Genomic DNA, 24,970 nt, shown 5'->3' on the forward strand with positions numbered 1-24,970 from the left:
ATTTTTTTAGACTAAATTTAAGGTTAATGATACTGTAAAAATATCTGTAGCATCAATAGATAATTCATAGTTGTTTTTATACAATAAATTCAATCGCTTTTTTAAGTTTTCTAAGCCAATAGTATTGGTGTTTTTTATCTTTTTGATATCATAATTATTCGTGCAAATACAGGTTAATTTATTTTTATCTGCTTTAATAATTATTGATATAGTACTATTAATAGTACTATGTTTAAAAGCGTTTTCAATAATTGTAATTAACAATAGTGGTGCGATTTTATAATTTTTATTGTCTGTTGAAGTCTGATATTCTATTTCTTTGAGTCCTTCTGTTCTGATTTTATGAAAAACGATATAATTATCTAAAAACTGAATTTCTTTAGTTAAGCTTACTTTTTCTGAATTACTTTCATATAAAACATGCTTTAAATTGTCTGATAATTTTAAAATTAAATCGGGTGCTTTTTCGGGTTTTTCAATAGCATAAGCATAAATAGTATTTAGGTTATTGAATAGCACATGTGGATTGATTTGTGATTTTAAAAACTTCAATTCCATAGCTGTTTTTTCTTGTTGAATTCTTGCTACTTCTTCGGATTGATTTATATATCGAAATAACATCCATATAAATGAAAAAAACAATAAAGGTGTTAAAGTTTGCCATAAATAATCACTTAAACATTTCATAACTGAACACCCGCAACGTGCAAAAACATTACAATATAGTTGTGTTGCTAAAAATGAAATCAGCATAAAAATAAAGCTGTATAATACATACCATTTTTTCTTAACAAAAAAAGGTAACAGTACTTGATTATTTGTGTAAACAATAATAACAAGGATAAAAAAATAATATAAAAATGGGTTTTCAGTCCAATAATAACGTGTAAATACAAATAATGACACAAAAGTAAAAAGTAGCCAAAAAAGTACGTGAATTAATGCTTGAGCACTATCTTTTTTATTTAGTTTAATCATAGTTTTTGTAAGTAACTAAAATTTATTGATTCAACAAAATAATAAGTACTAAAGGCTATTTGTTAAGTATATAATACCGTTTTAGCTTTTTAATTGCAGTTTATACTTCTTTTTTTGATGTATATACTTTGTTTTTTTATCAAGGGTAAAAAAAAAATACATTTGAAGTAAATTAACACCAAAACTTTAATAATATGAAAACAATTTTAACATTATCGACTGTTTTTTTAATGGCATTATCTGTAAACGCACAAGAATTTAAATTTGTAGCAGAATCTATTGATTACGGAAAAATTACACAAGGTTCTGAAAAAAATCGTGTATTTGAGTTTACAAATATTGGAAATGTTCCTTTAATAATTCAACAAGTTGTTTCCACTTGTGGATGTGCCGTTCCAAAGAAACCTGAAAATCCAATAATGCCTGGTGAAAAAGGTAAAATAGCTGTTTCTTACGATACGAATAGAATAGGAGGTTTTTCTAAAATGTTTACCATTATTTCAAATGCTAAAACAACAAGTAAACGAATAAAAATTAAAGGGCATGTAACTGCTAAAAATACATTAGCCTCTAAATAAATTATAAACAAAAAATCCTAAGTGAAAACTCGGGATTTTTTGTCTAAAATGATAATAATTTACAATTCTTTAGCGTCTAATTTTGCAAAAACACTAATGACTGTTTGAATAGCCTCTAAAGTAAAATCTTTATTTATTTTATCATAGGTATCTGTAGCTTTATGATAATCTTTATGGTCAGGAACTCCAAAATATATAAACGGAATTTCCTTTTTATAAAATGCTGCGTGATCGCTTGAATTTGTCCAGTTTTCTAAGCTATCTAAACCTTCATGTCCTATAAGTAATTCAACTTCTCCAACTTTATTTAATGATGTTATTGTTTGTTTTAATATAGGAGTATAACGTGTTCCTACGGCGTATAATTCTTTAGTATCGCTTCTCGAAATCATATCGAAATTTAAGTTCAATACTATTTTATCTAAAGAAATTACAGGGTTTTTTACATAATGATATGCCCCTTTTAAGCCAAGTTCTTCGCCATCAAAAGCGGCTAATATAACGTTGTGTTTAGGTGGGTTTTTTTTTAAATATTCTGCAAATCCTAGTAATGCTGCAACCCCTGAAGCGTTATCATCAGCGCCATTAAATATACTACCATTAACAGTTCCTAAATGGTCATAATGAGCAGATAATACAATATATTTATCGGTGTTTGCTGTTCCTTTAATAAGCCCTAAAACATTAATTCCTTTATAATTTTTTGTTCCGTTATTAAAAGAAAAAGCTTGTTCAAAACTTTCAGTAAGCGGGGTTACATTTAAACTTTTAAAACGTTCTTTTATGTAATTTTTAGCTTTTGTAGCGCCTAGAGTTCCTGTTTTTCTACCCTCAAAATCATCCGAAGATAAAACCTTAATATCATTTAAAATTACTTCGGATGTAAACCCGTATGTAGGCACTTCTGTAGTTGGATTTGTTGTTATTACAACAGGAACTGTTGCCGTATTTTCTTGTATTTCTGATTTACAAGAAGTAACCGCAACCACTAAAATAGCGATGCTTAAAAAATGTGATATCTTCATAATTGTTTAGATAAATTTGTTAGTAAATTATTGGTAAAATTAAACAAAAAAATCCCGAGTATAAACTCGGGATTTTCAATCTATATCTAAAAAGAATCTATCCTTTTAAACTTGCTTTCATAAATTCTGTATTCATACGAGCGATGTTTTCTAATGAAATTCCTTTCGGGCATTCCACTTCACAAGCTCCTGTATTTGTACAGTTTCCAAAACCTTCAGCATCCATTTGAGCCACCATGTTTAAAACACGATCGGTAGCTTCAACCTGTCCTTGTGGTAATAAAGCAAATTGACTTACTTTAGCTCCAACAAATAACATTGCCGATGAGTTTTTACAAGTTGCAACACAAGCACCACAACCAATACAAGTTGCTGCGTCCATTGCGTCATCAGCATCTTTTTTAGGAATAGGAATTGCGTTGGCATCTTGTGTATTTCCTGAAGTATTTACAGAAATATATCCACCTGCTTGTTGAATACGCTCAAAAGCCATTCTATCAACAACTAAATCTTTAATTACAGGAAAAGCTGCTGCTCTAAATGGCTCGATTGTAATAGTATCGCCATCTTTAAACATACGCATGTGTAACTGACAGGTAGTAATACCTCTATCAGGACCATGAGCTTCACCGTTAATATACATAGAACACATTCCGCAAATTCCTTCACGACAATCATGGTCAAATGCAATAGGCTCATCACCTAAATTAATAATTTGTTCGTTAAGTACGTCCATCATTTCTAAGAAAGACATATGCTCAGAAATCTCGGTTACTTGGTAATCGACCATCTTTCCCTTATCACTTGCGTTTTTTTGACGCCAAACTTTAAGTGTTAAATTCATAATATCTTCTTATTTGTATGAACGTTGTTTTAGTTCAATATCGTTAAACTCTAATTCTTCTTTGTGTAAAACCGCAGCAGCTGGCTCACCTTTGTATTCCCAAGCAGCAACATAAGCGTAATCTTTATCATTACGTTTTGCTTCTCCTTTTTGAGGACCATCAATTTCTGCTGACTCTTCTCTAAAGTGACCTCCACATGATTCTTTTCTATCTAAAGCATCTTTGGCGAATAACTCCCCTAATTCAAGGAAATCAGCCACACGACCAGCTTTCTCTAATTCAGGATTCATTTCGTTTGCATCACCAGGAACTGTTACGTTTTTCCAGAAATCTTCACGTAATGCTTTAATTTCAACCATTGCTGATTTTAAATCTTTTTCATTACGAGCCATTCCACATTTTTCCCACATAATTACACCTAATTTTTTATGGTAATAATCTACAGAATGTGTTCCTTTATTATTGATAAAGAAATTAATACGTTCGGTAACTTCTTTTTCAGCTTGTACGAATTCTTTGGTATCGGTAGAAATTTTTCCTGTACGAATATCTCCAGATAAATAATCTCCAATAGTATACGGTAATACGAAATATCCATCGGCTAAACCTTGCATTAATGCAGAAGCTCCTAAACGGTTGGCACCATGGTCAGAGAAATTTGCTTCTCCAATACAGTACAATCCATCAACAGTGGTCATTAAGTTATAATCAACCCAAACACCACCCATTGTATAGTGTGTTGCAGGATAAATCATCATTGGTGTTTCGTACGGATTTTCATCAACAATTTTCTCATACATTTGGAATAGGTTACCATATTTTGCTTCTATGATTCCTTTTCCTAATTCGTAAACTTTTGCTTCCGAAGGATTTGTTATATGTTGTAATTTTGCTTGTTCTGTTCCGTAACGAGTAATTGCCGATTTAAAATCTAAATACACTGCTTCACCAGTTGCATTTACTCCGTAACCAGCATCACAACGTTCTTTTGCTGCACGAGAGGCAACATCACGAGGCACTAAGTTACCAAAGGCAGGGTATCTTCTTTCTAAGTAGTAATCTCTTTCTTCTTCTGATAATTGAGTTGGTTTTTTACGACCTTCTCTAATTGCCATTACATCTTCCATGTTTTTAGGAACCCAAATACGACCGTCATTACGTAATGATTCTGACATCAAGGTTAATTTCGATTGATAATCACCTGAACGAGGAATACAAGTAGGGTGAATTTGCGTATAACAAGGGTTTGCAAAAAATGCTCCTTTTTTATGAATTTTCCAAGCTGCAGTTGCGTTTGACCCCATTGCATTTGTTGATAAGAAATATACATTTCCGTATCCACCAGTAGCAATAACTACGGCGTGTGCTGAATGACGCTCGATTTTACCTGTAATTAAATCACGGGCAATAATTCCACGGGCTTTTCCATCAACTTTAACAACGTCTAACATTTCATGACGATTGAACATTTCAATCTTTCCACGAGCAATTTGACGGTTCATAGCTGAATATGCTCCTAATAATAATTGTTGTCCTGTTTGTCCTTTTGCATAAAAAGTTCTAGAAACTAAAACTCCACCAAATGAACGGTTGTCTAATAATCCACCATAATCACGAGCAAAAGGAACTCCTTGTGCCACACATTGATCAATAATATTTGCAGAAACTTCTGCCAAACGGTATACGTTTGCCTCACGTGAACGGTAATCTCCACCTTTTACGGTATCGTAAAATAATCGGTAGAAAGAATCACCATCACCTTGATAATTTTTTGCTGCATTAATTCCTCCTTGTGCTGCAATTGAATGCGCTCTACGTGGAGAATCTTGATAAGCAAATGCTTTTACATTATAACCTAATTCGGCTAAGGTTGCAGCAGCAGATCCACCAGCTAATCCTGTACCAACAACAATAACATCAATATTACGTTTGTTTGCAGGGTTTACTAAATCAATCTTATTTTTATAATCTGTCCATTTATCTTTAATTGGACCTTTTGGAATTTTTGAATCTAAAGCCATACTAGTTTCGTATTAATGATTGAAATGATGAAATAAAGCAACGATGATAAATCCAACAGGAATACCAATTGCATATATTTTACAAAATGTTTTCAATCCTTTAGTGTATTTGTTATTTGCTCCAACCGATTGGAATGCTGAAGAAAATCCGTGTAATAAGTGTAATGCTAAGAATACAAAAGCAATTACGTAAGCACCAACTCTAAGTGGGTTTACAAATTTTTCTTGTAATTCATGAAAATAACGTAATCCTTCAATACCTTCGTGTACACCACTCCAATCACCTTGGATAAATTTCGTGTTAATTTCTGGAAACCAGAAATCGATAAAGTGTAACAATACAAATGCTAAAATAGCTGCACCAGACCAAATCATATTTCTACTCATCCAAGTAGAATTGGCTGCTCCGTTATCTTTTGCATAACTTACACTTGTTGCACTTTTGTTTTTTAATTCTAAGACGAATCCCATTACAAAATGAAAAACTACACCAAAAATTAAGACTGGTTGCATCACATATTGAATTAACGGGTTAGTTCCCATAAAGTGGGATAACGCGTTAAATGTTGCTCCATTATCTGGAAAAAGTGAGGTGACGTTTATTACAAAGTGTTGCAATAAGAAAAACATCAAGAAGAACGCCGAAAGCGCCATGGCAAATTTTCTTCCAATAGAAGATTTTAATAATCCCATTATTTTGTTTGTTTATATAAATATTCTAACAAATTTAAGTGGTATTCGCATATTTTACAAGCTTTAACAATGCTTTTATTTAACATTTAGAATTAGTTTAAATAACGTTTCTAGTTTTATTTTTTTTAAGGATAATTTTAGCGCATTTTATGTTTTTTCCACTCCTTTTTTCATAAAAAAACGACATCAAAACATAATTAAAATACTGCTTAAAAAACATTTTCACATCAAAGTTTCAACTAAAAACAGTAGTAAATAAGTACTATTTTTAGAGCTTGTTTAAATTTCATCTGAAAAAAAAATATCACAGAAAAATAAGAAATCGAATCCGTCAACCTGAATTTATTTCAGATTTACATCCTAATTTAACGTAGTTCTACTATTTAATGCGATGCTGAATTAAATTCAGCATGATGAAAATTTAGTCTTTATTTAATTCTTAAACAGGCTCTTAGATTTTTTCATAATAAAAAAGAGAAGCCTTTCCACTTCTCTTTTTTTTATAATTTTTATATTTATTATATTAAAAATAAGTATTAATTTTGCCATAACTTTATAAATGCAAAAAGCCTGTTGCTCGAACAACAGACTTTTATTCATTAAAAAGTTATACAATTTAAAACTAACCTCTTTGGTTAGAGTTGAGTTATATCCATTAAACTAGAAATAATATAACCAAATAAAATTTATTATTGTAACAACAATAAGTTTTATTTCATTCTTAAACACTATCCACCATTTGGTAGTGTTTTTTTTGTTTTTACCCATTTTAAAGGTATAAAGTTAATGTCTCCTTTAATTTAAAAGGTCTAAAGGCTCTAACCTTTTTGTACTACACAAAATAGTATTCTTTACTGCTTTTCTTTAAAAAGAGAAGCCTTTCGACTTCTCTTTAATATAATTTTGACTTTTAATTTATTGGTTTTAAGAACCACACATTAAACAATCATCATCAGGAGCGCCATTTTTAGAAGCATCAACCATTGCTTTATATTCAGCAGCACTCATTGGTGCATCTTCTTGAATTACCTCTTTTTTCTTTTCAATATTTAAGGTAAACTGCTTCGCATTTACTGCCGATTTTGTTCTCAAATAGTACATTCCTGTTTTTAAACCAACTTTGTGAGCATAAAAATGCATCGAAGTTAATTTAGCATAATCAGGGTCTTTCATAAATAAGTTTAATGATTGAGATTGATCGATAAAATATCCTCTATCACGAGCCATATCAATAATATCTTTCATACTCATTTCCCAAACCGTTTTATAAAGGTCTTTTAAATCTTGTGGAATAGTAGCAATATGTTGGATAGAACCGTTTGCACGCATAATATCTTCTTTCATTGCATTGTCCCATAAATTCAATTCTACTAAGTCTTCTAATAAATGTTTGTTTACAACAATAAATTCACCAGATAAAACTCTACGAGTATAAATATTAGACGTATATGGTTCAAAAGCTTCGTTATTTCCTAAAATTTGAGAAGTAGATGCAGTTGGCATTGGCGCTACTAATAACGAGTTACGAACACCATGTTCTACAACTTCTTTACGTAAAGATTCCCAATCCCAGCGACCGCTTAAATCGGCTTCAGTTACGCCCCACATATTATGTTGAAATTCTCCTTTAGACATTGGCGAACCTTTAAAAGTAGAATATGGCTCTTTAGCTTTTGCAATTTCCATTGATGAAGTTACCGAAGCAAAATACAAGGTTTCAAATATTTCTTTGTTTAACTTTTTAGCTTCATCCGAAGTAAAAGGCAAACGTAACATAATAAAAGCATCAGCAAGTCCTTGAATACCTAAACCTACTGGACGATGGCGCACATTAGAATTTTCTGCTTCAATAACAGGATAATAATTTCTATCAATAACAGTATCTAAGTTTCTAATTACTTTTTTAGTTACTTTATATAATTCATCATGGTCAAAAAACTTTGTTCCGTTTTTATCTTCAGCAATAAACATTGGCATTGCTATAGATGCTAAATTACATACTGCTACTTCATCTTCGGCAGTATATTCCATAATTTCGGTACATAAGTTTGAAGAACGAATAGTTCCTAAATTCTTTTGATTCGATTTACGGTTTGCAGCATCTTTGTATAACATGTACGGTGTACCTGTTTCAATTTGCGACTCTAAAATTTTCTCCCATAATTCACGTGCTTTTATGGTTTTTCTACCTTTTCCAGCAGCTTCATACCCTGTATACAAACGGTTAAATTCATCACCATAAGTATCAAATAAATTAGGGCATTCTTGCGGACACATTAATGTCCAATCACCATCTTGCTGTACACGTTCCATAAATAAATCAGAAATCCACATAGCGTAAAATAAATCACGTGCTCTCATTTCTTCTTTACCATGATTTTTCTTTAAATCTAAAAAATCAAAAATATCGGCATGCCAAGGCTCTAAATACATAGCGAAAGAACCTTTACGTTTTCCTCCTCCTTGGTCTACGTAACGTGCTGTGTCGTTAAACACTTTTAACATTGGTACAATACCGTTTGATGTTCCGTTAGTTCCAGCAATATAACTTCCTGTAGCACGAATATTGTGTATAGATAATCCGATACCTCCTGCCGATTGCGAAATTTTTGCAGTTTGCTTTAAAGTATCATAAATTCCTTCGATACTATCATCTTGCATTTGTAATAAAAAACAAGAAGACATTTGTGGTTTAGGCGTTCCTGCATTAAATAATGTAGGCGTTGCATGGGTAAAATATTTTTTACTCATTAACTCGTAAGTTGCTATTGCTTCATCAATATCATCTTTATGAATACCTATTGATACACGCATTAACATATGTTGCGGGCGCTCTGCAATAGTTCCATTTAATTTTAATAAATAAGAACGTTCTAAGGTTTTAAAACCAAAATAATCATAATTAAAATCACGACTATAAATAATTGTAGAGTCTAATTTATCAGCATTTTTTTGAATGATTTCATATACATCATCAGCTAATAAAGGAGATTTTTTATCTGTACGAGGATTTACATAATTATATAAATCAGTCATCGTTTCAGAGAACGATTTTTTGGTGTTTTTATGTAAATTTGATACAGCAATTCTTGCTGCTAACTTTGCATAATCAGGATGAGCAGTAGTCATTGTTGCAGCAACTTCAGCCGCTAAATTATCTAATTCAGTAGCTGGTACTCCATCATATAAACCTTCAATAACACGCATTGCTACTTTTACTGGGTCAACAATATTATTTAAACCATAGCACATTTTTCGAACCCTTTCTGTAATTTTATCGAACATTACAGGCTCTTTTCTACCATCTCTCTTTAATACATACATATATATTATTGGTTTTAATTTTGATAAATAGCATCACTAAAAAACCTAACTATTAATAAGGTTATCAATAAAACTATTTGTTGTAAAGTTTTTTTTTGTTTTTAAAACAGTATGTTATAGAAAAAACACTATTATTTTTTCTATAACATACTTAAAATAAAGTTGCTGTAATTTATTTTATTTAAAATTCAGCATCAAAACTAATATCTCCTGTACCTCCACCAGAAACACCTGCTTTTTGGTATTCAGAAACTCTTTTTTCAAAGAAATTTGTTTTTCCTTCTAATGAAATCATTTCCATAAAATCAAACGGATTTGTAGCATTATATTCTTTGTCACATCCAAATTCTAATAATAATCTGTCTGTTACATACTCTAAATATTGTGTCATTAATTTAGCATTCATACCAATTAAACTCACTGGTAATGATTCTGTAATAAACTCTCTTTCAATACTTAAAGCATCTATAATAATTTCACGAATACGTGCTTTAGGTACTTTATTTACAATATGATGATTATGTAAATGCACAGCAAAATCACAGTGCATTCCTTCATCTCTTGAAATTAATTCATTAGAAAATGTTAATCCAGGTAATAAACCACGTTTTTTTAACCAGAAAATAGAACAGAAAGACCCAGAAAAGAAAATTCCTTCAACAGCAGCAAAAGCAATTAAACGTTCTGCAAACGAATCTGATTCAATCCATTTTAATGCCCAATCAGCTTTCTTTTTAATTGCTGGAAAAATTTCAATTGCTTTAAATAATTGGTCTTTTTCTATTTCATTTTTCACATACGTATCTATTAATAATGAATACGTTTCTGAATGTACATTTTCCATCATTATTTGAAAACCATAGAAAAATTTTGCTTCAGAATATTGTACTTCATTTACAAAATTTTCTGCTAAATTTTCATTTACAATTCCGTCAGAAGCTGCAAAAAAAGCTAAAATATGTTTAATAAAATAACGCTCATCGTCGGTTAATTTGGTTTCCCAATCAATAACATCTACTGATAAATCTATTTCTTCAGCAGTCCAAATTGATGCTTGTTGTTTTTTATACCAATCCCATAAATCATCATGTTGAATTGGAAAAATCACAAATCTATCTTTATTTTCTTGTAAAATTGGTTCGATTGCTGTCATTATTTTGTGTGCTAATTTAGGTTGTTATTCTTCTGATATTGGGGGTTACAAATATCTATAATTTTACTAAAATTCGAAAGCTTTACTTATTCACAAATCCCTTGAAGTTTTCAACAAATTGAAATACAAAGCAAAAACCACAGCACTCTAACAAATAATCAAACACCTAATAATCAACAAATTAACACCTATTAAATAGCTTAAGTAATGATTACCATAGGGTTTACTATTTTGGTTTTATTCCAAAAAAAGTACTGCAAAAACAGTACTTTTAAATTTTTATAAAAAACAGATTTAAGTTTACTTTTAGACCTTTAAAACATCTTTTATAATTTCTTCAATCTGTTTTTTTGGCAATGCACCATTGGCTCTTTGAGGAGCTTCGTTCATAGGGCAAAATAACATTGAAGGAATACTACGAACATCAAAAGCAGCCGCTAATTCAGGTTCTTCTTCTGTATTAATTTTATAAATATCAATTTTACCTTCATATTCGTTACTCAATTCTTCTAAAATTGGTGCTAACGATTTACAAGGACCACACCAATCGGCATAAAAATCAATTAATGCTGGTTTATCACCTTCAAAATTCCATTCTTTATTTTCTTCAAAATTAAATACTTTTTTAAAAAAAGTTTCTTTTGTTAAATTTTCTGTCATGATAACTGTTATTATATTACTACTTCTGTGCTTAAAAAATTCAAGTATAAAGATACTTCTTTTATTTTTTAAAGATTACAACGACTATAATTTAGTGTTAAAACATCTTAAAAAGAATATTTTCGTTCTTTTTTCAGCTAACTTTGAAATTATTAAAAAACCCCATTATCATGAAAAAAATCCTTTTTTCAATTCTTTGTGCGAGTACTGTTTTAGTGTCTTGTAAGAAAGAAAATCAATCTGAAAAAAACATTCAAAAAAACACCACATTGAACTATCCTAAAACCGCTAAAAAACCAATTGTAGATGATTATTTTGGAACAAAAATAACCGATAATTATCGTTGGTTAGAAGATGATAAAAGTACCGAAACCGAAAATTGGGTAAAAGCCGAAAATGACGTTACTTTTAATTATTTAAGTAAAATTCCGTATCGTGAGCAATTAAAAGATAGATTATCAGAATTATGGAATTACGAAAAATTAGGAACGCCTTTTAAAGAAGGTGATTATACCTACTTTTATAAAAATGACGGATTGCAAAATCAATCAGTTTTATACAGAAAAGATGCTCAAGGAAATGAAGAAGTTTTCTTAAATCCAAATACTTTTTCTAAGGATGGAACAACCTCATTAGGTTCGGTCAGTTTTACTAAAGATGGAAGTATTGTTGCCTATTCAATTTCTGAAGGAGGAAGCGATTGGCGAAAAATTATTGTTTTAAATACAAAAACTAAAGAAATTATTGGTGATACTTTAATTGATGTAAAATTCTCTGGAATCGCTTGGAAAGGCAACGAAGGTTTTTATTATTCTAGTTACGATAAGCCTGAAGGAAGTGAATTATCTGCAAAAACAGACCAGCATAAATTATATTATCATGCTTTAAATACGCCACAAAAAACCGACAAAATTATTTTTGGAGCAACATCCGAAGAAAAAAACAGGTATGTTGGCGGTTCTTTAACTGAGGATAACAAGTATTTACTTATTTCTGCGGCTACTTCAACATCAGGAAATAAATTATTTTTAAAAGATTTAACAACCCCTAATAGTAAGTTAGTTACCATTACAGATAATTATGATAACGATACTTATGTAATTGACAGCCGTGGCGATAAATTATATTTAGTAACAAACTTAAATGCACCAAATAAAAAAATAGTAACTGTTGATGCTAAAAATCCAACACCAGAAAATTGGACAGATTTTATTGCAGAAACTGAAAACGTATTATCACCATCAACAGGAGCTGGGTATTTTTTCACAGAATATATGGTTGATGCTGTTTCTAAAGTTTTACAATACGATTTTGATGGAAAATTAATCCGTGAAGTAAAGCTTCCAGGTGTTGGTTCTGCTGGTGGTTTTGGTGGAAAAACAAAAGCTAAAGAAATCTATTTTTCATTTACAAACTACAATACACCAAGTTCATCTTATAAATTTAATCCTGAAGATGGAACGTATATTTTATCTTGGAAACCTGAAATTTCTTTCAATGCTGATGCTTATGAAAGTAAACAAATATTTTATACATCAAAAGACGGAACAAAAGTTCCGATGATAATTACCTATAAAAAAGGTTTAGAATTAAACGGTAAAAATCCAACTATTTTATATGGTTATGGCGGATTTAATGTCAGTTTAACACCTTCATTTAGCATTGCAAACGCCGTTTGGATGGAACAAGGCGGAGTATATGCCGTTCCTAATTTACGTGGTGGTGGTGAATATGGTAAAAAATGGCACGATGCAGGAACACAATTAAAAAAACAAAATGTGTTTGACGATTTTATTGCAGCTGCCGAATATTTAATCAATCAAAAATATACTTCTTCTGATTATTTGGCAATCCGTGGAGGCTCAAACGGTGGATTATTAGTTGGCGCAACAATGACACAGCGTCCCGATTTAATGAAAGTCGCTTTGCCTGCCGTTGGAGTTTTAGATATGTTACGTTATCACACGTTTACTGCGGGTGCAGGTTGGGCGTATGATTACGGAACATCTGCCGATAACAAAGAAATGTTCGATTATTTAAACGGATATTCTCCTGTACACAACGTTCAAAAAGTGGCGTATCCTGCAACTATGGTAACCACTGGTGACCATGATGACCGTGTAGTTCCTGCCCACAGTTTTAAGTTTGCTGCCGAATTACAAGATAAGCAACAAGGCGAAAATCCTGTGTTAATTCGTATTGAAACAAATGCTGGTCATGGCGCTGGAACTCCCGTAGCTAAAACCATCGAACAATATGCCGATATTTTCGGATTTACATTATATAACATGGGTTTTAATAAACTTCCTAATCAAGATAAAAAGTAAAACATCAATAAAAATCATAAAAAACCGATGCGAAAGTGTCGGTTTTTTTGTGCTTATAATTTGGGCGTTACCACAAGGGTCGCGCTTTCCGCACTCGCTTTTTTTTGAAGAAAAATCAAAAAAAGAGCTCAAACAATTGCTTCAATCGCTAACGCAAGCATTTTAACTTAAAACAAAAGATAAACACAACAGTAACACTATTTTAAAATAGAAATTATATTTTTGCTTCTATGCTACAAGTAAACAATATTACCTTCGGATATTCTAAAGAAAAAACAACACTAAAAAACATCAATTTCTCCCTTCAAAAAGGAGAACATTTATGTATAATGGGCGCAAGTGGTTGCGGAAAATCAACTTTATTAAAAGCCCTTTACGGATTATTAGATTTAAAAAGCGGAACAATTTTTTATGACGATTTTCAAGTTCTAGGACCTGAATATTATTTAGTTCCTGGCGTAGATTTTTTCAAATACGTAGCCCAAGATTTCGATTTAATATCTTTTACAAGCGTTAGTGAAAACATTAAAAAATTCCTATCACGTTTTGATCCCGAAGAAGCTCAAAGAAGAACCAACGAGCTCTTGAATATTATTGAAATGACCAATTTCGCCAATACAAAAGTAGAAAACCTAAGCGGCGGGCAAAAACAACGTGTTGCAATCGCAAAAGCCTTAGCAAAACAGCCAAAATTACTACTACTAGACGAGCCTTTTAGTCAGATTGATAATTTCAAAAAAAACTCACTGCGTAGAAACCTATTTAATTATCTGAAAAAAAATAAAATTACCTGTATTACAGCCACCCATCAAGGAACAGACGCTTTATCGTTTGCCAACCATGTTATTATTCTTAAAAATGGTGAAATAATTGCTAACGATACGCCTGAACACTTATATAAAAACCCGAAAATAAAATATGTAGCCTCTTTATTCGATACTGTTAACGAAATTGTTATCGATCAAAAACAAGTAGAAGAAAGTATTTTATTATATCCGCATCAAATAGAAGTTGTAGCAAATTCGGCACGTAAAGCCGTAGTAAAAGAAATCTATTTTAAAGGTTCTCACTGGCTAATAAAAGTAATTTACAACAGCCGATTTGTCTTTTTAAAGCATCCTACAAAACTTAAAATTGATGAAATAGTTTCACTGAAGTTTGATGTATAGGACTGGTTTAGTTCAGTTTCATATCCTTATTTACCGTAATTTTTGTTAATTCTAGTAATTTTGATGATTTATAAAAAAACAGGTACATTTATTTCCAAAGAAAATTTTAGCCAAAAAAATGACAATACCAGACATATTAAATAGCACAGCACACAGACCCTGGAAAATACCTGCCGATACTTGGAAATTTTATCAAGAATGGAACAATGCGATATTTCTTCATTGGCAAGTAGAGCTTAGCGAATTAAGAAAATTTGTACCCGAAGAATTAGAAATTGACTTATTTCAAGGAAAAGCTTGGGTTTCTGTTGTGGCGTTTACCATGGAAAAAATCCGCCCAAAAAACCTACCTTCTTTCGCTCCTATTTCTAATTTTGATGAAATTAATATTAGAACCTACGTAAAATCTAATAATAAAACTGGCGTTTACTTTTTGAGTATTGAAGGCGGTAAAAAATTAGCTTGTAAAATTGCAAAAGGAATCTCTGAACTTCCATACCGATTTTCAAAAATCAACAGAAGTAAAAACCGATATCAATCAAGTAACGCAGTATTTAATGACCACTTAAATATTGAATTTAAAATCGCCGAAAAATTAACAGAAAAATCAACTTTAGATAACTGGCTAACCGAAAGATATGCGCTTTTTCAAGATACCGAAAAATCGATTAACGAATTTGAAATTCATCATTTAGAATGGCCTATAAACAATATTGAAATAAAAGAAATTACAGTCGATTACCCCAAATTTAGGAAGCTCTTAAAAAAAGAACCCAACAAAGTTCAATACTCAAAAGGAGTAAAAGTTGTTGCTTGGGGAAAGATTAAAAAAGAAAAAACTAGCTATACTAAAAAACATTTCTAAAAATAAATAAGCAGCTTATTTAATTCATTTTAGCTTTAAAACAAGAGGTTTAAACCTCTTGTTTAGTATTTTAATCTGTTAAAAAATTGCTGTAATTTTTTGTTCTATATTATTAAATGTAAAACTATCATTTTGTTTTTTTCCTAATAAAATACAACCAATTGGCGAAGACACAGAAACAGCAAAATAAGGCTGATTATCAATTGTTAATTGCCCTGAACTAATACTCAAATAAAACGAATTTTTGGTTGTTTTAACAACACTTCCTAAACAACCAATAGTAGCCATATTTTGACTATTTATTTTAGAAAGTGTTTCTTTCATTTTGATAATTCCACTAAGCTGTTGCCCTGCTTTTTCCATTTCTAATTGTAGCATTGCTCGCCCTGTTTCGTGCTTGTCGCCTGCCGAACTTTTAGTTTCTGATTGCAAGGCTTTTTGGTTCGATGAAATAATTTGTTCAACTGTTTTTAAGCGTTTTTCTACAAAAATCACGCATTGATTGTATAATTCTTGTTTTATATTTTTCTGATTCATCTGTTATTTTACTACTTTGAATACTATTTTATTGCCCTAAATCGGCTAATTCTTTACCTACCAAACTACCAATTGCTACGCCCATTCCTCCTAAACGAACACCACAAAATACATTATTTGATAACTGCTTTACAATGGCTTTTTTCTGATTTCCAACACCCATTATTCCGCTCCATCGGTGGTCTATTTCAAAATTAGTATTCGGTAAAATAGTGGTTTTTAAAATTTCTTCTAATTTATTTTGAACCAGTGCTGTTTCTCCAAAAACAGTAGTTTCTTCGGTTTTAAAATCGAGGTTTCGTCCGCCGCCTAATAAAATTCTATCGTCAATATTTCTAAAATAATAATAGCCTTTTTCTAAATGAAATGTTCCTTTTATAGCTAAGTTTTTAATCGGTTTTGTTATTAAAACTTGCGCTCTGGCGGGTTTTACATTTTCGTTCAACAACTTATTAGCAAACCCATTGGTGGCAATACATAATTTTTTGGTTGAAAATTCTATCTGATTTGTTTTAATCAAAACATTTTCATTGTTTTCACAATAACTTTCTACCAAAATACTATTGACTATTTTTATGCCCGATTTTTGTACTAATTCAAGCAATTTTACCGCCATTTTACCCGTATCAATTTGCCCTTCAAACTGATTGGTAATATAATTTTGATGAATATTTTGAAACTTAAATTTATTGGCATCAACTGAAAAAACAGGCGCTTCAAACAAGGGTTTTAACAAGATATTAAGGCTGTCTTTTTCTGATAAACAAGTTTCATAAAACTCGGTATCTTGAAATAATTCGTAGCCTTTATTTTGTTGATATTTTATATTTTTATCCCCTAAATTTTTTCGTAATAATTGCAAACCTTGCCAGCGTTTTTCGACTAAGTTATACACTTCTTGTTCGGTATGTGTTTTTAAGTCGTCTATTAATTCTGATATGCTTCCAAAACAGGCAAAACCAGCATTTTTAGTACTTGCTCCTTGTGGTAACATTCCTTTTTCTAAAATAATTATTTTAGCCTTCGGATGTTTTTCTTTTAATGCCAATGCGCAATTTAATCCTACAATTCCGCTACCTACAATGGTAAAATCAACATTGGTAAACCATTCTTTTAACTCCCAATAACTGTAATTCAACATCTTATACTATTATATTTTTGTACCTTGGTATATTAGTTGTAATGTATAAAATTAAACTCTAAAAAGTACTATTATGAAATTATTTGGACTCTTAATGTTCGCTGTTATTTTTACTCAGTGTGCCAATATTAAGCAAAATACGACGCCTCCTTTTAAGATAAAAAAAGCACTATATACCGATGATTTTAATCATTTATCAACAAATAAATCGGCTTGTTTAAATATTATTTTTACGTCAGATAAACCCATTGATTTTCAAAAAATATATTTTCAAAATACCATTATTAATACTCTTGTTGAACATAAAAATGGGAAAAATATTATTGTTGCTCGGTATAAAAACCGTATTATTCCTGTAGTTAATGAACTTGTTTTAAACGCCGATTCAGAAAAAGAATATGGTAATTCACTCCCTAAAATTACAGAAAAATTTCCGTTTAATTTAAAAGATAATCAAGCGGTTGTTACTTATAAAATAGGCGATAAAATACTGACCTATAAAATTGAAAATATGATAAAAACAAGTACTGTTCTTATTCAATAATTGGTTTTTAGACTGAAAAATTAAGGCAAATCAGGATGTGATACTGAAATAAGTTTAGCATGACCGATATGGTTTTGTGTAAAAATGCCTAGCCCCGATTGAAGCTTTGTTTGAGCTCCTTTTTTGATTTTTTTTCAAAAAAGAGCGAGTGCGGAAAGCGGGAAATTGCTTCAAAAAAAAAGTAAACAATTAGTAAAAAGAATAAACTAATTATCGATTTTTAATTTTGGCACGTAATTTGAAAGTTAGTAGCATATAACGATTAAATTACCATCTATGAAACCTTTAAAACTACTTTTTTTATACATTACAACAAGTGTAATGATATCTTCTTGTATGGTTCAAAATGAGGTAATTGACCATATTGATTATACTGAAAATACGCCCTTTTCACTAAATCAATACCTTTCTAGTTATGATTTATGGTATGTCGATTATAATAGCACAACAGGTACTAACGAAATTCCTTTTTTATCAAAAGCGTTTACAGTTTCGTTTTTAAATGGAAATATGTATGCCAATAATAATATTGTTGATATTGGTAAAACAGGCAATGGTTTGGGGGTTTTAGTTGGTAATTACCAGACAAACGGCAGTGTTTTACAAACCAATCATACACTTGATAATCAACATGATTTTGAGGTAATTCAATTGTCTGAAAATGAAATTAGAATTGATGATTTACATCAAAATATAAGCTATTTTTTAACTGGTTATCAAAGAGATAATTTTGATTACGATAAATTATTTTATGAAAATATAGAATATCTTTTACAAGAATATGTTGCTTGGGAAAAAATTGATGAAAATGGCGGATATGAAAACCCTTTTGATACCGAAAATTTCTTACAGTTTACGCCTGAAAATGATGTAACATTTTATTCATCGCACGATTTTCTTGGTACAAATATTGATTTTATTAAATGGGATTATGTTGGAGCTTATGAAATATCAACAATTAAAGGCTATGATAATTTGCTACTTTTAACACTTAATTATAATACAAATTCTATTGATTCGGTTGAAAAATTTGAATTAAAGATTATTAATAATCAAACAATTTCATTATATGATATAAGTTCGAAAACTACCTATACTTTTTTAGGCAAAGAATTTATACCACATTTAAGAAGTAACACTAAAAATACAGTAAAACATATAGTAAGAGATAACAATAGAAAACGCACTAAAATACAACGTAAAATTGTTGATAAACAGAATTAGAATGATGTTTGGTTAGTTGATTTTTAGTTGGAGTAGTAGCCAACTAAATACACCGCACTAGCAATAGTGCGGTTTTATAATAAATTAATCTAACATTGCTACAACTCTTGCTGGAGCACCTGAAGCACCTACAATTTTCAGTGGAAAAACAGCTATTTTAAATCCTGAAAAAGGTAAAGCATCTAAATTTACTAATTGTTCCATATGGCAGTATTCTTTGTTTTGCCCTACTAAATGAGCTTCCCAAAATAATTCTGAGTTATTCGTTTCTTTTGCTTTTTTAATCATATAAGGTAATGGTAAATCCCAGCCCCAAGCATCTATTCCCATTACTTTTATTCCTTTATCGATAAGCCATTCTGTAGCTTGTGCACTAACACCTGTTCCTTTTTCATGAAAATCTTTTGTTCCATTAAATATATCACGTCCTGTTTTTATTAGTACAATCATTTTAGGTTTAATTTCTAATGAATTTACCTTTAAAAACTGCTGAATATCTGCCACAGTAATAGGGTCAAAATCAGCTTTATGTTTCATATCGATAACAATTCCTTCTCCAAAACACCATTCTAATGGAACTTCATCAATTGTTTTTGCCTTTTCGCCATTTACAGTTGGTGAATAATGCCAAGGAGCATCAATATGAGTAGTTGCATGTACTCCCATTTTTTGAATTGTATCATCTGCCCAACCTGTAAAATTTTTAGGAAATAATTTAAAAGGCAAGCCTAATAATCTAATTAATAGTTTTGATTTTTTATGTGATTTATGTTTTACTTTAACTTTCATAAACCAAGGGTCTTCCTTGTTATATTGAATCGGTTTTGATAAATCAATTATTTTCATACTTAAAATATTATTTTTCACTAATTAAATTACCTTGACACTCTTGCAATTCTTTCCATTTACCTTGATTTGCTAATTTTGCTTGTTTTGGCCAAGTTTTAGGTTTTTGAATTTTATATTTATTTCCAACACTTTTTAAAATTTCTTGACATTTTTCAACAGAAGTCCCTGCTAAATCTTCCCAAGTTTTAATTCCAAAAGCATGAAATAACCCTTCAATTTTTGGGTTAATTCCTGCCACAATTTTCAAATCGTTTTCTTTCACTCTTTTAGAAAATATATTTTGAGCCCTTACTAAATTTTCTTTTTGTGGTTTATGCTGATTATTTGAGTCTACTTTTTTATTTAAATACCCAAAAAACATCGGTAATTGGTATTTAAAAAGACTGTAAACACTCATTATTATTATTACTGCTAGAATAAGCCAAAATATTATTGATAAAATCATATTATTATTTTTTAAGGGTTCGTATTGATATTTTTTGATGCTTCTTATCTTTTGATAAAAAAGTGTTTCAAAAAAGAATTATAATGGAGTTTTGTTTTTCTAAAAAAGATTAAAATTGATTCTTTTCAAATAGCAAGAATTTTTATTTAGATACTTATGAAAAATATTAAATTAAGCAACTAACTTTTTTAATAAATCAGTTTTAGTTTTCAAATTTACCTAAAGCTACTGGAGAAGAATTGATACTTTATCTTTATATGGTAAATAAGTATTTAAAGTGACACTCATAAAGTAAGCTTAACCACTTGATTTTAATCAATTTAAAGATTTACGTGAAATTACAAATATATGACGCAAAAAAACAAAAAAAGTTACATCTTTCGATGTAACTTTTATTTATTTAACATTTATTTAACACTAATTTAATACTAAAACAGCCTTTTAATAACAATTAAGAAACATTAAATGGTTGTTTTGTTAAGTTTAGGTTAAGCTTTTGTATTTTACAAGACCTATAAATCAAATTTAATTCCTTGCGCTAAAGGCAATTCATCAGAATAGTTTATCGTATTTGTTTGACGTCTCATATATACTTTCCAAGCATCAGAACCAGACTCACGTCCGCCACCAGTTTCTTTTTCACCACCAAAAGCACCTCCAATTTCAGCACCAGAAGTTCCGATGTTTACATTAGCAATACCACAATCAGAACCAGCATATGATAAAAACTTTTCAGCTTCTTTTAATTCATTTGTCATAATTGCTGATGATAATCCTTGAGCTACACCATTTTGTATATCAATAGCATTTTCAACATCACCAGAATATTTCATTAAATATAAAATAGGAGCAAAAGTTTCATGCTGTACTATTTCAAAATGATTTTCAGCTTCAATAATTGCTGGTTTTACGTAACATCCACTTTCGTAACCTTCACCTTCTAAAACGCCTCCTTCAACTAATACGTTTCCACCTTCAGCTTTTGCTTTTTCAATAGCAGCTAAATAAGTGTTTACCGAATCTTTATCAATTAATGGTCCAATATGATTTGTTTCATCTAAAGGATTTCCAATTGTTAATTGCCCATAAGCACCAACAATAGCATCTCTTACTTTATCATATACTGATTCGTGAATAATTAATCTACGAGTAGATGTACAACGTTGCCCACAAGTACCCACAGCACCAAATACAGCACCAGGAACTACTACTTTTAAATCGGCAGTTGGAGTAATAATAATTGCGTTATTTCCACCTAATTCTAATAATGATTTTCCAAAACGCTGTGCAACAGTAGCACCAACAATACGTCCCATTCTTGTAGAACCTGTTGCAGAAACTAAAGGAATACGAGCATCAGTAGTCATATATTCACCTACTTTATAATCACCATTGATGATAGAAGAAATTCCTTCTGGTAAGTTGTTTTCTTTTAAAACATCAGCAATAATATTCTGACAAGCGATTGAACATAAAGGCGCTTTTTCAGAACCTTTCCAAACACAAACATCACCACAAATCCACGCTAAAGCAGTATTCCAAGCCCAAACAGCTACAGGAAAATTAAATGCTGATATAATTCCAACAACTCCAATTGGGTGCCATTGCTCTCTCATTACGTGTCCTGGACGTTCTGATGGAATTGTTTGTCCGTTTAACTGACGTGATAATCCAACAGCAAAATCACAGATATCAATCATTTCTTGAACCTCACCATATCCTTCTTGTAAAGATTTTCCCATTTCGTAAGAAACTAGCTTACCTAATGGCTCTTTTAAATCTCTTAATTTATTACCAAACTGACGTACAATTTCTCCTCTTTGTGGAGCTGGCATATTTCTAAACGACTTAAATGCTTTTGTAGCCGTTTCCATTACTTTTTCGTAATCTTCTTTGGTCGTCGCTTTTACTTTTCCTATTAATTTACCATCAACAGGTGAATAACTTTCAATAACTTCTCCATTAGAGAAATTTACAGAACCTGTAGAAGTTCCATCATTAATATCTTTTACGCCTAATTGCGCTAAAGCTTCTTTGATTCCGAAATCTGCCATTTTGTTTTAAATTTAAATTGTTTAAAAATGAACCACGAAAATACGAATAATTTTACACATTATAAATTAAACAAAAAGTATTGATTTTGTTTAATTTTAAACATATTTAATGTAGTATTTTTTACATGAGCTAATATTCAAATAAACTATTATAAATTGATACTTTACTTACTTATATCAATTCTATATTACCTTTTTTTCTTAAAAAGATAAATATTTGTTTTTTCTTAACAAATATTTAATATATTTGTAGTGGTGAAATTTTTTACACCATATTACACCCTTCATAGTATTTTTTAGATCTAATATTTTTTTTTATGAATTTAAAAGAGTTGTACAACAGTACAAAATCTAAAGCAATTCTCCTATTTGACAAGGAAGGGAAAATTGTAGAAGTACACAGTAAAATTACTTATGAAAACCCTGAAGATTTTTCGGCGGTAACTAAAGTTGTTATCAATATAATTGATAATTTTTTTACTGATGTCTTAGAAACGACACCATTAACCGAAATAATTATAAAAACTACTGATCAAAATTTTTATATAAAAAAATGTGACGACGACCATATATTATGTGTCTTATCAGATGGTGTAATGAATAGAAGTTTAATTAGTCTTTCTTTAAAAAAAGACAATGACAAATAATAAATAACATCTAAAAAAAAGTAGCAATGACAGACATTTTAAATGATTTAATTAAAAACGTAAGTGAAAATATCCCTGGATATATAGCATTAAGTGTAACCGAAATAGAGTCTGGTGAGACTTTAGTTTCAGATTCAGTTAAATCTGATTTTGATATTGACTTGGCTTCTGCGTATAATTTAGAAGTAGTAAACGCTAAATTAAAAGCAATCAGTGTTTTAGGATTAAATGAAGAAGTTAAAGATATCACCATTACTTTAACCGATCAGATTCATATTATAAATATTGCACCTAATGGTGGATATTTTATTTATTTAGCTATTGATTCAGCTAAAGCAAATATTGCTATTACAAAAACATTACTTAACAAATATAAAGCAGATTTAAACAATGCCATATAAGCCATTAGATTTATCTAATTTTAAAATAGACGCGAAAGTTGCGTCTATTTTAAAATTAGGACAGCAAGAATATCAAAAAATACTAGGTATTGAATTGATAAACGACCAAATAAATAACGAGATAAGCCCTGTAACAACAACTACAAAAATAGTAGAAGCCAAAGATGCAGAAACTAAAAATCTCGAAATCGAAGTGGAAGTAGAAGAAGGGAAAAAGATATCTGAAGTTATTTTTGATTTTCTTTTTGAACCTAAATTTGATAATATGTTAACAATGTTTTCTAAAAAAGCAGTCTAATATATTTGAAACTTAATAATGCCCCTTTAATTTAGTGTTTTACAAAAAAAACAGTGCAATTTTATAATACTACTGTTATAACTACTATTTTTGTAAAACTTTATGAAACAACAAGTTTTTAATATACATTCAGAATTCGATTTTAAGCAAGCTGCTTTGACGGTTTTTAAGCATCAATTTAAAAATAATAAGGTTTACCGATCTTTTTGTGATTTACTATATATTCACCCTTCTAGTATTTCTAAAATTGAAGAGATTCCTTTTTTGCCTATTGAATTTTTTAAAACAAAAAAAATACTTTCTTCTTCAGATAAAATTAAGGAAACTTTTAGCAGTTCTGGTACTACTGGTAGCATTACCAGCAAGCATTTAGTAACCGATTTATCGTGGTATGAAACAAGTTATTTAAAAGGTTTTGATTATTTTTATGGAGATATAAAAGACTATGTGGTTTTAGCTTTATTACCTAATTATTTAGAACGAAAAGGCTCATCATTAGTTTATATGGTTGCTGATTTAATTGAAAAATCGGCACATCCTGAAAGTGGTTTTTACCTAAATAATTTAGATGAATTGGCAAAAAAACTCATCGAATTAGATAAAAAAGGACAAAAAACACTGCTTATTGGCGTTTCTTTTGCCTTATTAGACTTAATAGAAAAACAACAATTTATCTTAAAAAATACCATTATTATGGAAACTGGCGGTATGAAAGGACGAAGAAAAGAACTTATTCGTACCGAATTACATCAAGTTTTAAGTAATGGATTTGGCGTACAACATATTCATTCAGAATATGGTATGACCGAATTATTAAGCCAAGGATATTCGAAAGGAAATGGTATTTTTAACTGTCCTCCTTGGATGCGTGTTTTAATTAGAGATACCGAAGATGCTTTGACTATCTTACCCAATCAAAAAAATGGTGGCGTTAATATTATTGATTTAGCAAACTACAATTCTTGCTCTTTTATTGCGACACAAGATTTAGGAAAAGTACACACAGATACTAGCTTTGAAATTATTGGACGGTTTGATAATTCTGATATTAGAGGTTGTAACTTAATGGTATTATAAAAACGATATTTTTTTGTTTTTAGCCCCGATTGAAGCAATTGTTTGAGCTCCTTTTTTGATTTTTCTTCAAAAAAGAGCGAGTGCGGAAAGCGGGAAACAGCTCCAAATAACTTAC

The 24,970-nt window shown here is 30.3% G+C and carries 23 protein-coding genes; 10 read left to right on the plus strand and 13 right to left on the minus strand.

Going from position 1 to position 24,970, the window contains the following annotated elements; genetic code table 11:
- Nucleotides 1-6: 6 nt before the first annotated feature.
- The gene (locus tag ABNT14_RS12180; protein ID WP_101902228.1) at nucleotides 7-978 is read right to left on the minus strand and encodes a sensor histidine kinase; all 972 of its coding nucleotides are present in this window, start codon (nucleotides 976-978) and stop codon (nucleotides 7-9) included.
- Nucleotides 979-1,172: 194 nt separating this feature from the next.
- On the opposite strand from ABNT14_RS12180, the gene ABNT14_RS12185 reads away from it, so the two are divergent.
- A complete protein-coding gene (locus tag ABNT14_RS12185; RefSeq protein ID WP_101902227.1) occupies nucleotides 1,173-1,556 on the plus strand; it encodes a DUF1573 domain-containing protein in 384 nt (127 codons plus the stop codon).
- Between the two features lie 59 nt (nucleotides 1,557-1,615).
- On the opposite strand, the gene ABNT14_RS12190 is transcribed toward ABNT14_RS12185, so the two are convergent.
- The 7 genes from ABNT14_RS12190 to trxA all read right to left on the minus strand — a co-directional run bounded on the left by ABNT14_RS12190 (nucleotide 1,616) and on the right by trxA (nucleotide 11,277).
- Nucleotides 1,616-2,581, minus strand: coding sequence for a M28 family peptidase (locus ABNT14_RS12190; RefSeq protein ID WP_101902226.1), 966 nt, complete (start codon nucleotides 2,579-2,581; stop codon nucleotides 1,616-1,618).
- Between the two features lie 97 nt (nucleotides 2,582-2,678).
- Nucleotides 2,679-3,425 carry a succinate dehydrogenase/fumarate reductase iron-sulfur subunit gene (locus tag ABNT14_RS12195; protein ID WP_101902225.1) on the minus strand — a complete coding sequence of 249 codons (747 nt, stop codon included), beginning with the start codon at nucleotides 3,423-3,425 and terminating at the stop codon, nucleotides 2,679-2,681.
- Nucleotides 3,426-3,434: 9 nt separating this feature from the next.
- Nucleotides 3,435-5,447 carry a fumarate reductase/succinate dehydrogenase flavoprotein subunit gene (locus ABNT14_RS12200; protein WP_101902224.1) on the minus strand — a complete coding sequence of 671 codons (2,013 nt, stop codon included), beginning with the start codon at nucleotides 5,445-5,447 and terminating at the stop codon, nucleotides 3,435-3,437.
- 12 nt (nucleotides 5,448-5,459) lie between these two features.
- On the minus strand, nucleotides 5,460-6,143 hold the full coding sequence (locus tag ABNT14_RS12205) for a succinate dehydrogenase cytochrome b subunit (protein WP_101902223.1): 684 nt from the start codon (nucleotides 6,141-6,143) through the stop codon (nucleotides 5,460-5,462).
- Nucleotides 6,144-7,064: 921 nt separating this feature from the next.
- Nucleotides 7,065-9,464, minus strand: coding sequence for a ribonucleoside-diphosphate reductase subunit alpha (locus ABNT14_RS12210; protein WP_101902222.1), 2,400 nt, complete (start codon nucleotides 9,462-9,464; stop codon nucleotides 7,065-7,067).
- Nucleotides 9,465-9,645: 181 nt separating this feature from the next.
- Nucleotides 9,646-10,617 (minus strand): ribonucleotide-diphosphate reductase subunit beta, encoded by a 972-nt coding sequence (locus tag ABNT14_RS12215; RefSeq protein ID WP_101902221.1) that lies wholly within the window; start codon nucleotides 10,615-10,617, stop codon nucleotides 9,646-9,648.
- Between the two features lie 306 nt (nucleotides 10,618-10,923).
- The gene (gene trxA, locus ABNT14_RS12220; protein ID WP_101902220.1) at nucleotides 10,924-11,277 is read right to left on the minus strand and encodes a thioredoxin; all 354 of its coding nucleotides are present in this window, start codon (nucleotides 11,275-11,277) and stop codon (nucleotides 10,924-10,926) included.
- A gap of 170 nt (nucleotides 11,278-11,447) precedes the next feature.
- Here trxA and ABNT14_RS12225 point away from each other — a divergent pair, with 170 nt between their 5' ends.
- The 3 genes from ABNT14_RS12225 (at nucleotide 11,448) to ABNT14_RS12235 (ending at nucleotide 15,638) form a co-directional block, all read left to right on the plus strand.
- Nucleotides 11,448-13,604 carry a prolyl oligopeptidase family serine peptidase gene (locus ABNT14_RS12225; protein WP_101902219.1) on the plus strand — a complete coding sequence of 719 codons (2,157 nt, stop codon included), beginning with the start codon at nucleotides 11,448-11,450 and terminating at the stop codon, nucleotides 13,602-13,604.
- A gap of 230 nt (nucleotides 13,605-13,834) precedes the next feature.
- Nucleotides 13,835-14,773, plus strand: coding sequence for an ABC transporter ATP-binding protein (locus ABNT14_RS12230; RefSeq protein WP_101902218.1), 939 nt, complete (start codon nucleotides 13,835-13,837; stop codon nucleotides 14,771-14,773).
- A 118-nt stretch (nucleotides 14,774-14,891) separates the two neighbouring features.
- Complete coding sequence (locus ABNT14_RS12235; RefSeq protein ID WP_101902217.1) at nucleotides 14,892-15,638, plus strand: YqjF family protein; 747 nt, start codon at nucleotides 14,892-14,894, stop codon at nucleotides 15,636-15,638.
- Nucleotides 15,639-15,716: 78 nt separating this feature from the next.
- Here ABNT14_RS12235 and ABNT14_RS12240 read toward each other — a convergent pair whose 3' ends face one another.
- Nucleotides 15,717-16,175, minus strand: a complete 459-nt coding sequence (locus tag ABNT14_RS12240; protein ID WP_101902216.1) for a 3-oxoacyl-ACP synthase — start codon at nucleotides 16,173-16,175, stop codon at nucleotides 15,717-15,719.
- Nucleotides 16,176-16,203: 28 nt separating this feature from the next.
- Nucleotides 16,204-17,313, minus strand: a complete 1,110-nt coding sequence (locus tag ABNT14_RS12245) for an FAD-dependent oxidoreductase (RefSeq protein WP_101902254.1) — start codon at nucleotides 17,311-17,313, stop codon at nucleotides 16,204-16,206.
- A 76-nt stretch (nucleotides 17,314-17,389) separates the two neighbouring features.
- Here ABNT14_RS12245 and ABNT14_RS12250 point away from each other — a divergent pair, with 76 nt between their 5' ends.
- On the plus strand, nucleotides 17,390-17,860 hold the full coding sequence (locus tag ABNT14_RS12250) for a hypothetical protein (protein WP_101902215.1): 471 nt from the start codon (nucleotides 17,390-17,392) through the stop codon (nucleotides 17,858-17,860).
- Between the two features lie 276 nt (nucleotides 17,861-18,136).
- Nucleotides 18,137-19,084 (plus strand): hypothetical protein, encoded by a 948-nt coding sequence (locus ABNT14_RS12255; protein ID WP_101902214.1) that lies wholly within the window; start codon nucleotides 18,137-18,139, stop codon nucleotides 19,082-19,084.
- Between the two features lie 84 nt (nucleotides 19,085-19,168).
- On the opposite strand, the gene ABNT14_RS12260 is transcribed toward ABNT14_RS12255, so the two are convergent.
- The 3 genes from ABNT14_RS12260 to amaB form a co-directional block, all read right to left on the minus strand.
- Complete coding sequence (locus ABNT14_RS12260; protein WP_101902253.1) at nucleotides 19,169-19,930, minus strand: cyclase family protein; 762 nt, start codon at nucleotides 19,928-19,930, stop codon at nucleotides 19,169-19,171.
- Nucleotides 19,931-19,940: 10 nt separating this feature from the next.
- Nucleotides 19,941-20,378, minus strand: coding sequence for a hypothetical protein (locus ABNT14_RS12265; RefSeq protein WP_145993506.1), 438 nt, complete (start codon nucleotides 20,376-20,378; stop codon nucleotides 19,941-19,943).
- A 512-nt stretch (nucleotides 20,379-20,890) separates the two neighbouring features.
- A complete protein-coding gene (amaB, locus tag ABNT14_RS12270; protein ID WP_101902212.1) occupies nucleotides 20,891-22,432 on the minus strand; it encodes an L-piperidine-6-carboxylate dehydrogenase in 1,542 nt (513 codons plus the stop codon).
- 332 nt (nucleotides 22,433-22,764) lie between these two features.
- Between amaB and ABNT14_RS12275 the strand changes: the two genes are divergently transcribed.
- From ABNT14_RS12275 to ABNT14_RS12290, 4 genes are all read left to right on the plus strand, one after another.
- On the plus strand, nucleotides 22,765-23,079 hold the full coding sequence (locus tag ABNT14_RS12275) for a roadblock/LC7 domain-containing protein (protein ID WP_234984978.1): 315 nt from the start codon (nucleotides 22,765-22,767) through the stop codon (nucleotides 23,077-23,079).
- Nucleotides 23,080-23,105: 26 nt separating this feature from the next.
- On the plus strand, nucleotides 23,106-23,480 hold the full coding sequence (locus tag ABNT14_RS12280; RefSeq protein WP_101902210.1) for a hypothetical protein: 375 nt from the start codon (nucleotides 23,106-23,108) through the stop codon (nucleotides 23,478-23,480).
- Entirely contained in the window at nucleotides 23,470-23,778 is a 309-nt protein-coding gene (locus tag ABNT14_RS12285; protein ID WP_101902209.1) for a hypothetical protein, read from the plus strand. The genes ABNT14_RS12280 and ABNT14_RS12285 overlap by 11 nt, the downstream gene beginning before the upstream one ends.
- Nucleotides 23,779-23,880: 102 nt before the next feature.
- Nucleotides 23,881-24,855, plus strand: a complete 975-nt coding sequence (locus tag ABNT14_RS12290) for an acyl transferase (protein ID WP_101902208.1) — start codon at nucleotides 23,881-23,883, stop codon at nucleotides 24,853-24,855.
- Nucleotides 24,856-24,970 lie beyond the last annotated feature (115 nt).

Origin of the sequence: Tenacibaculum dicentrarchi, from assembly GCF_964036635.1 — a bacterium.
GTDB lineage: Bacteria > Bacteroidota > Bacteroidia > Flavobacteriales > Flavobacteriaceae > Polaribacter > Polaribacter dicentrarchi.

Coding starts and splice junctions, on each gene's coding strand:
- ABNT14_RS12210 (WP_101902222.1), bottom strand. CDS start 9,464: ATGTATGTATTAAAGAGAGATGGTAGAAAAGAGCCTGTAATGTTCGAT.
- amaB (WP_101902212.1), bottom strand. CDS start 22,432: ATGGCAGATTTCGGAATCAAAGAAGCTTTAGCGCAATTAGGCGTAAAA.
- ABNT14_RS12265 (WP_145993506.1), bottom strand. CDS start 20,378: ATGATTTTATCAATAATATTTTGGCTTATTCTAGCAGTAATAATAATA.
- ABNT14_RS12190 (WP_101902226.1), bottom strand. CDS start 2,581: ATGAAGATATCACATTTTTTAAGCATCGCTATTTTAGTGGTTGCGGTT.
- ABNT14_RS12280 (WP_101902210.1), top strand. CDS start 23,106: ATGACAGACATTTTAAATGATTTAATTAAAAACGTAAGTGAAAATATC.
- ABNT14_RS12250 (WP_101902215.1), top strand. CDS start 17,390: ATGAAATTATTTGGACTCTTAATGTTCGCTGTTATTTTTACTCAGTGT.
- ABNT14_RS12195 (WP_101902225.1), bottom strand. CDS start 3,425: ATGAATTTAACACTTAAAGTTTGGCGTCAAAAAAACGCAAGTGATAAG.
- ABNT14_RS12255 (WP_101902214.1), top strand. CDS start 18,137: ATGAAACCTTTAAAACTACTTTTTTTATACATTACAACAAGTGTAATG.
- ABNT14_RS12225 (WP_101902219.1), top strand. CDS start 11,448: ATGAAAAAAATCCTTTTTTCAATTCTTTGTGCGAGTACTGTTTTAGTG.
- ABNT14_RS12240 (WP_101902216.1), bottom strand. CDS start 16,175: ATGAATCAGAAAAATATAAAACAAGAATTATACAATCAATGCGTGATT.
- ABNT14_RS12235 (WP_101902217.1), top strand. CDS start 14,892: ATGACAATACCAGACATATTAAATAGCACAGCACACAGACCCTGGAAA.
- ABNT14_RS12290 (WP_101902208.1), top strand. CDS start 23,881: ATGAAACAACAAGTTTTTAATATACATTCAGAATTCGATTTTAAGCAA.
- ABNT14_RS12185 (WP_101902227.1), top strand. CDS start 1,173: ATGAAAACAATTTTAACATTATCGACTGTTTTTTTAATGGCATTATCT.
- ABNT14_RS12200 (WP_101902224.1), bottom strand. CDS start 5,447: ATGGCTTTAGATTCAAAAATTCCAAAAGGTCCAATTAAAGATAAATGG.
- ABNT14_RS12260 (WP_101902253.1), bottom strand. CDS start 19,930: ATGAAAATAATTGATTTATCAAAACCGATTCAATATAACAAGGAAGAC.
- ABNT14_RS12215 (WP_101902221.1), bottom strand. CDS start 10,617: ATGACAGCAATCGAACCAATTTTACAAGAAAATAAAGATAGATTTGTG.
- ABNT14_RS12180 (WP_101902228.1), bottom strand. CDS start 978: ATGATTAAACTAAATAAAAAAGATAGTGCTCAAGCATTAATTCACGTA.
- ABNT14_RS12230 (WP_101902218.1), top strand. CDS start 13,835: ATGCTACAAGTAAACAATATTACCTTCGGATATTCTAAAGAAAAAACA.
- ABNT14_RS12285 (WP_101902209.1), top strand. CDS start 23,470: ATGCCATATAAGCCATTAGATTTATCTAATTTTAAAATAGACGCGAAA.
- trxA (WP_101902220.1), bottom strand. CDS start 11,277: ATGACAGAAAATTTAACAAAAGAAACTTTTTTTAAAAAAGTATTTAAT.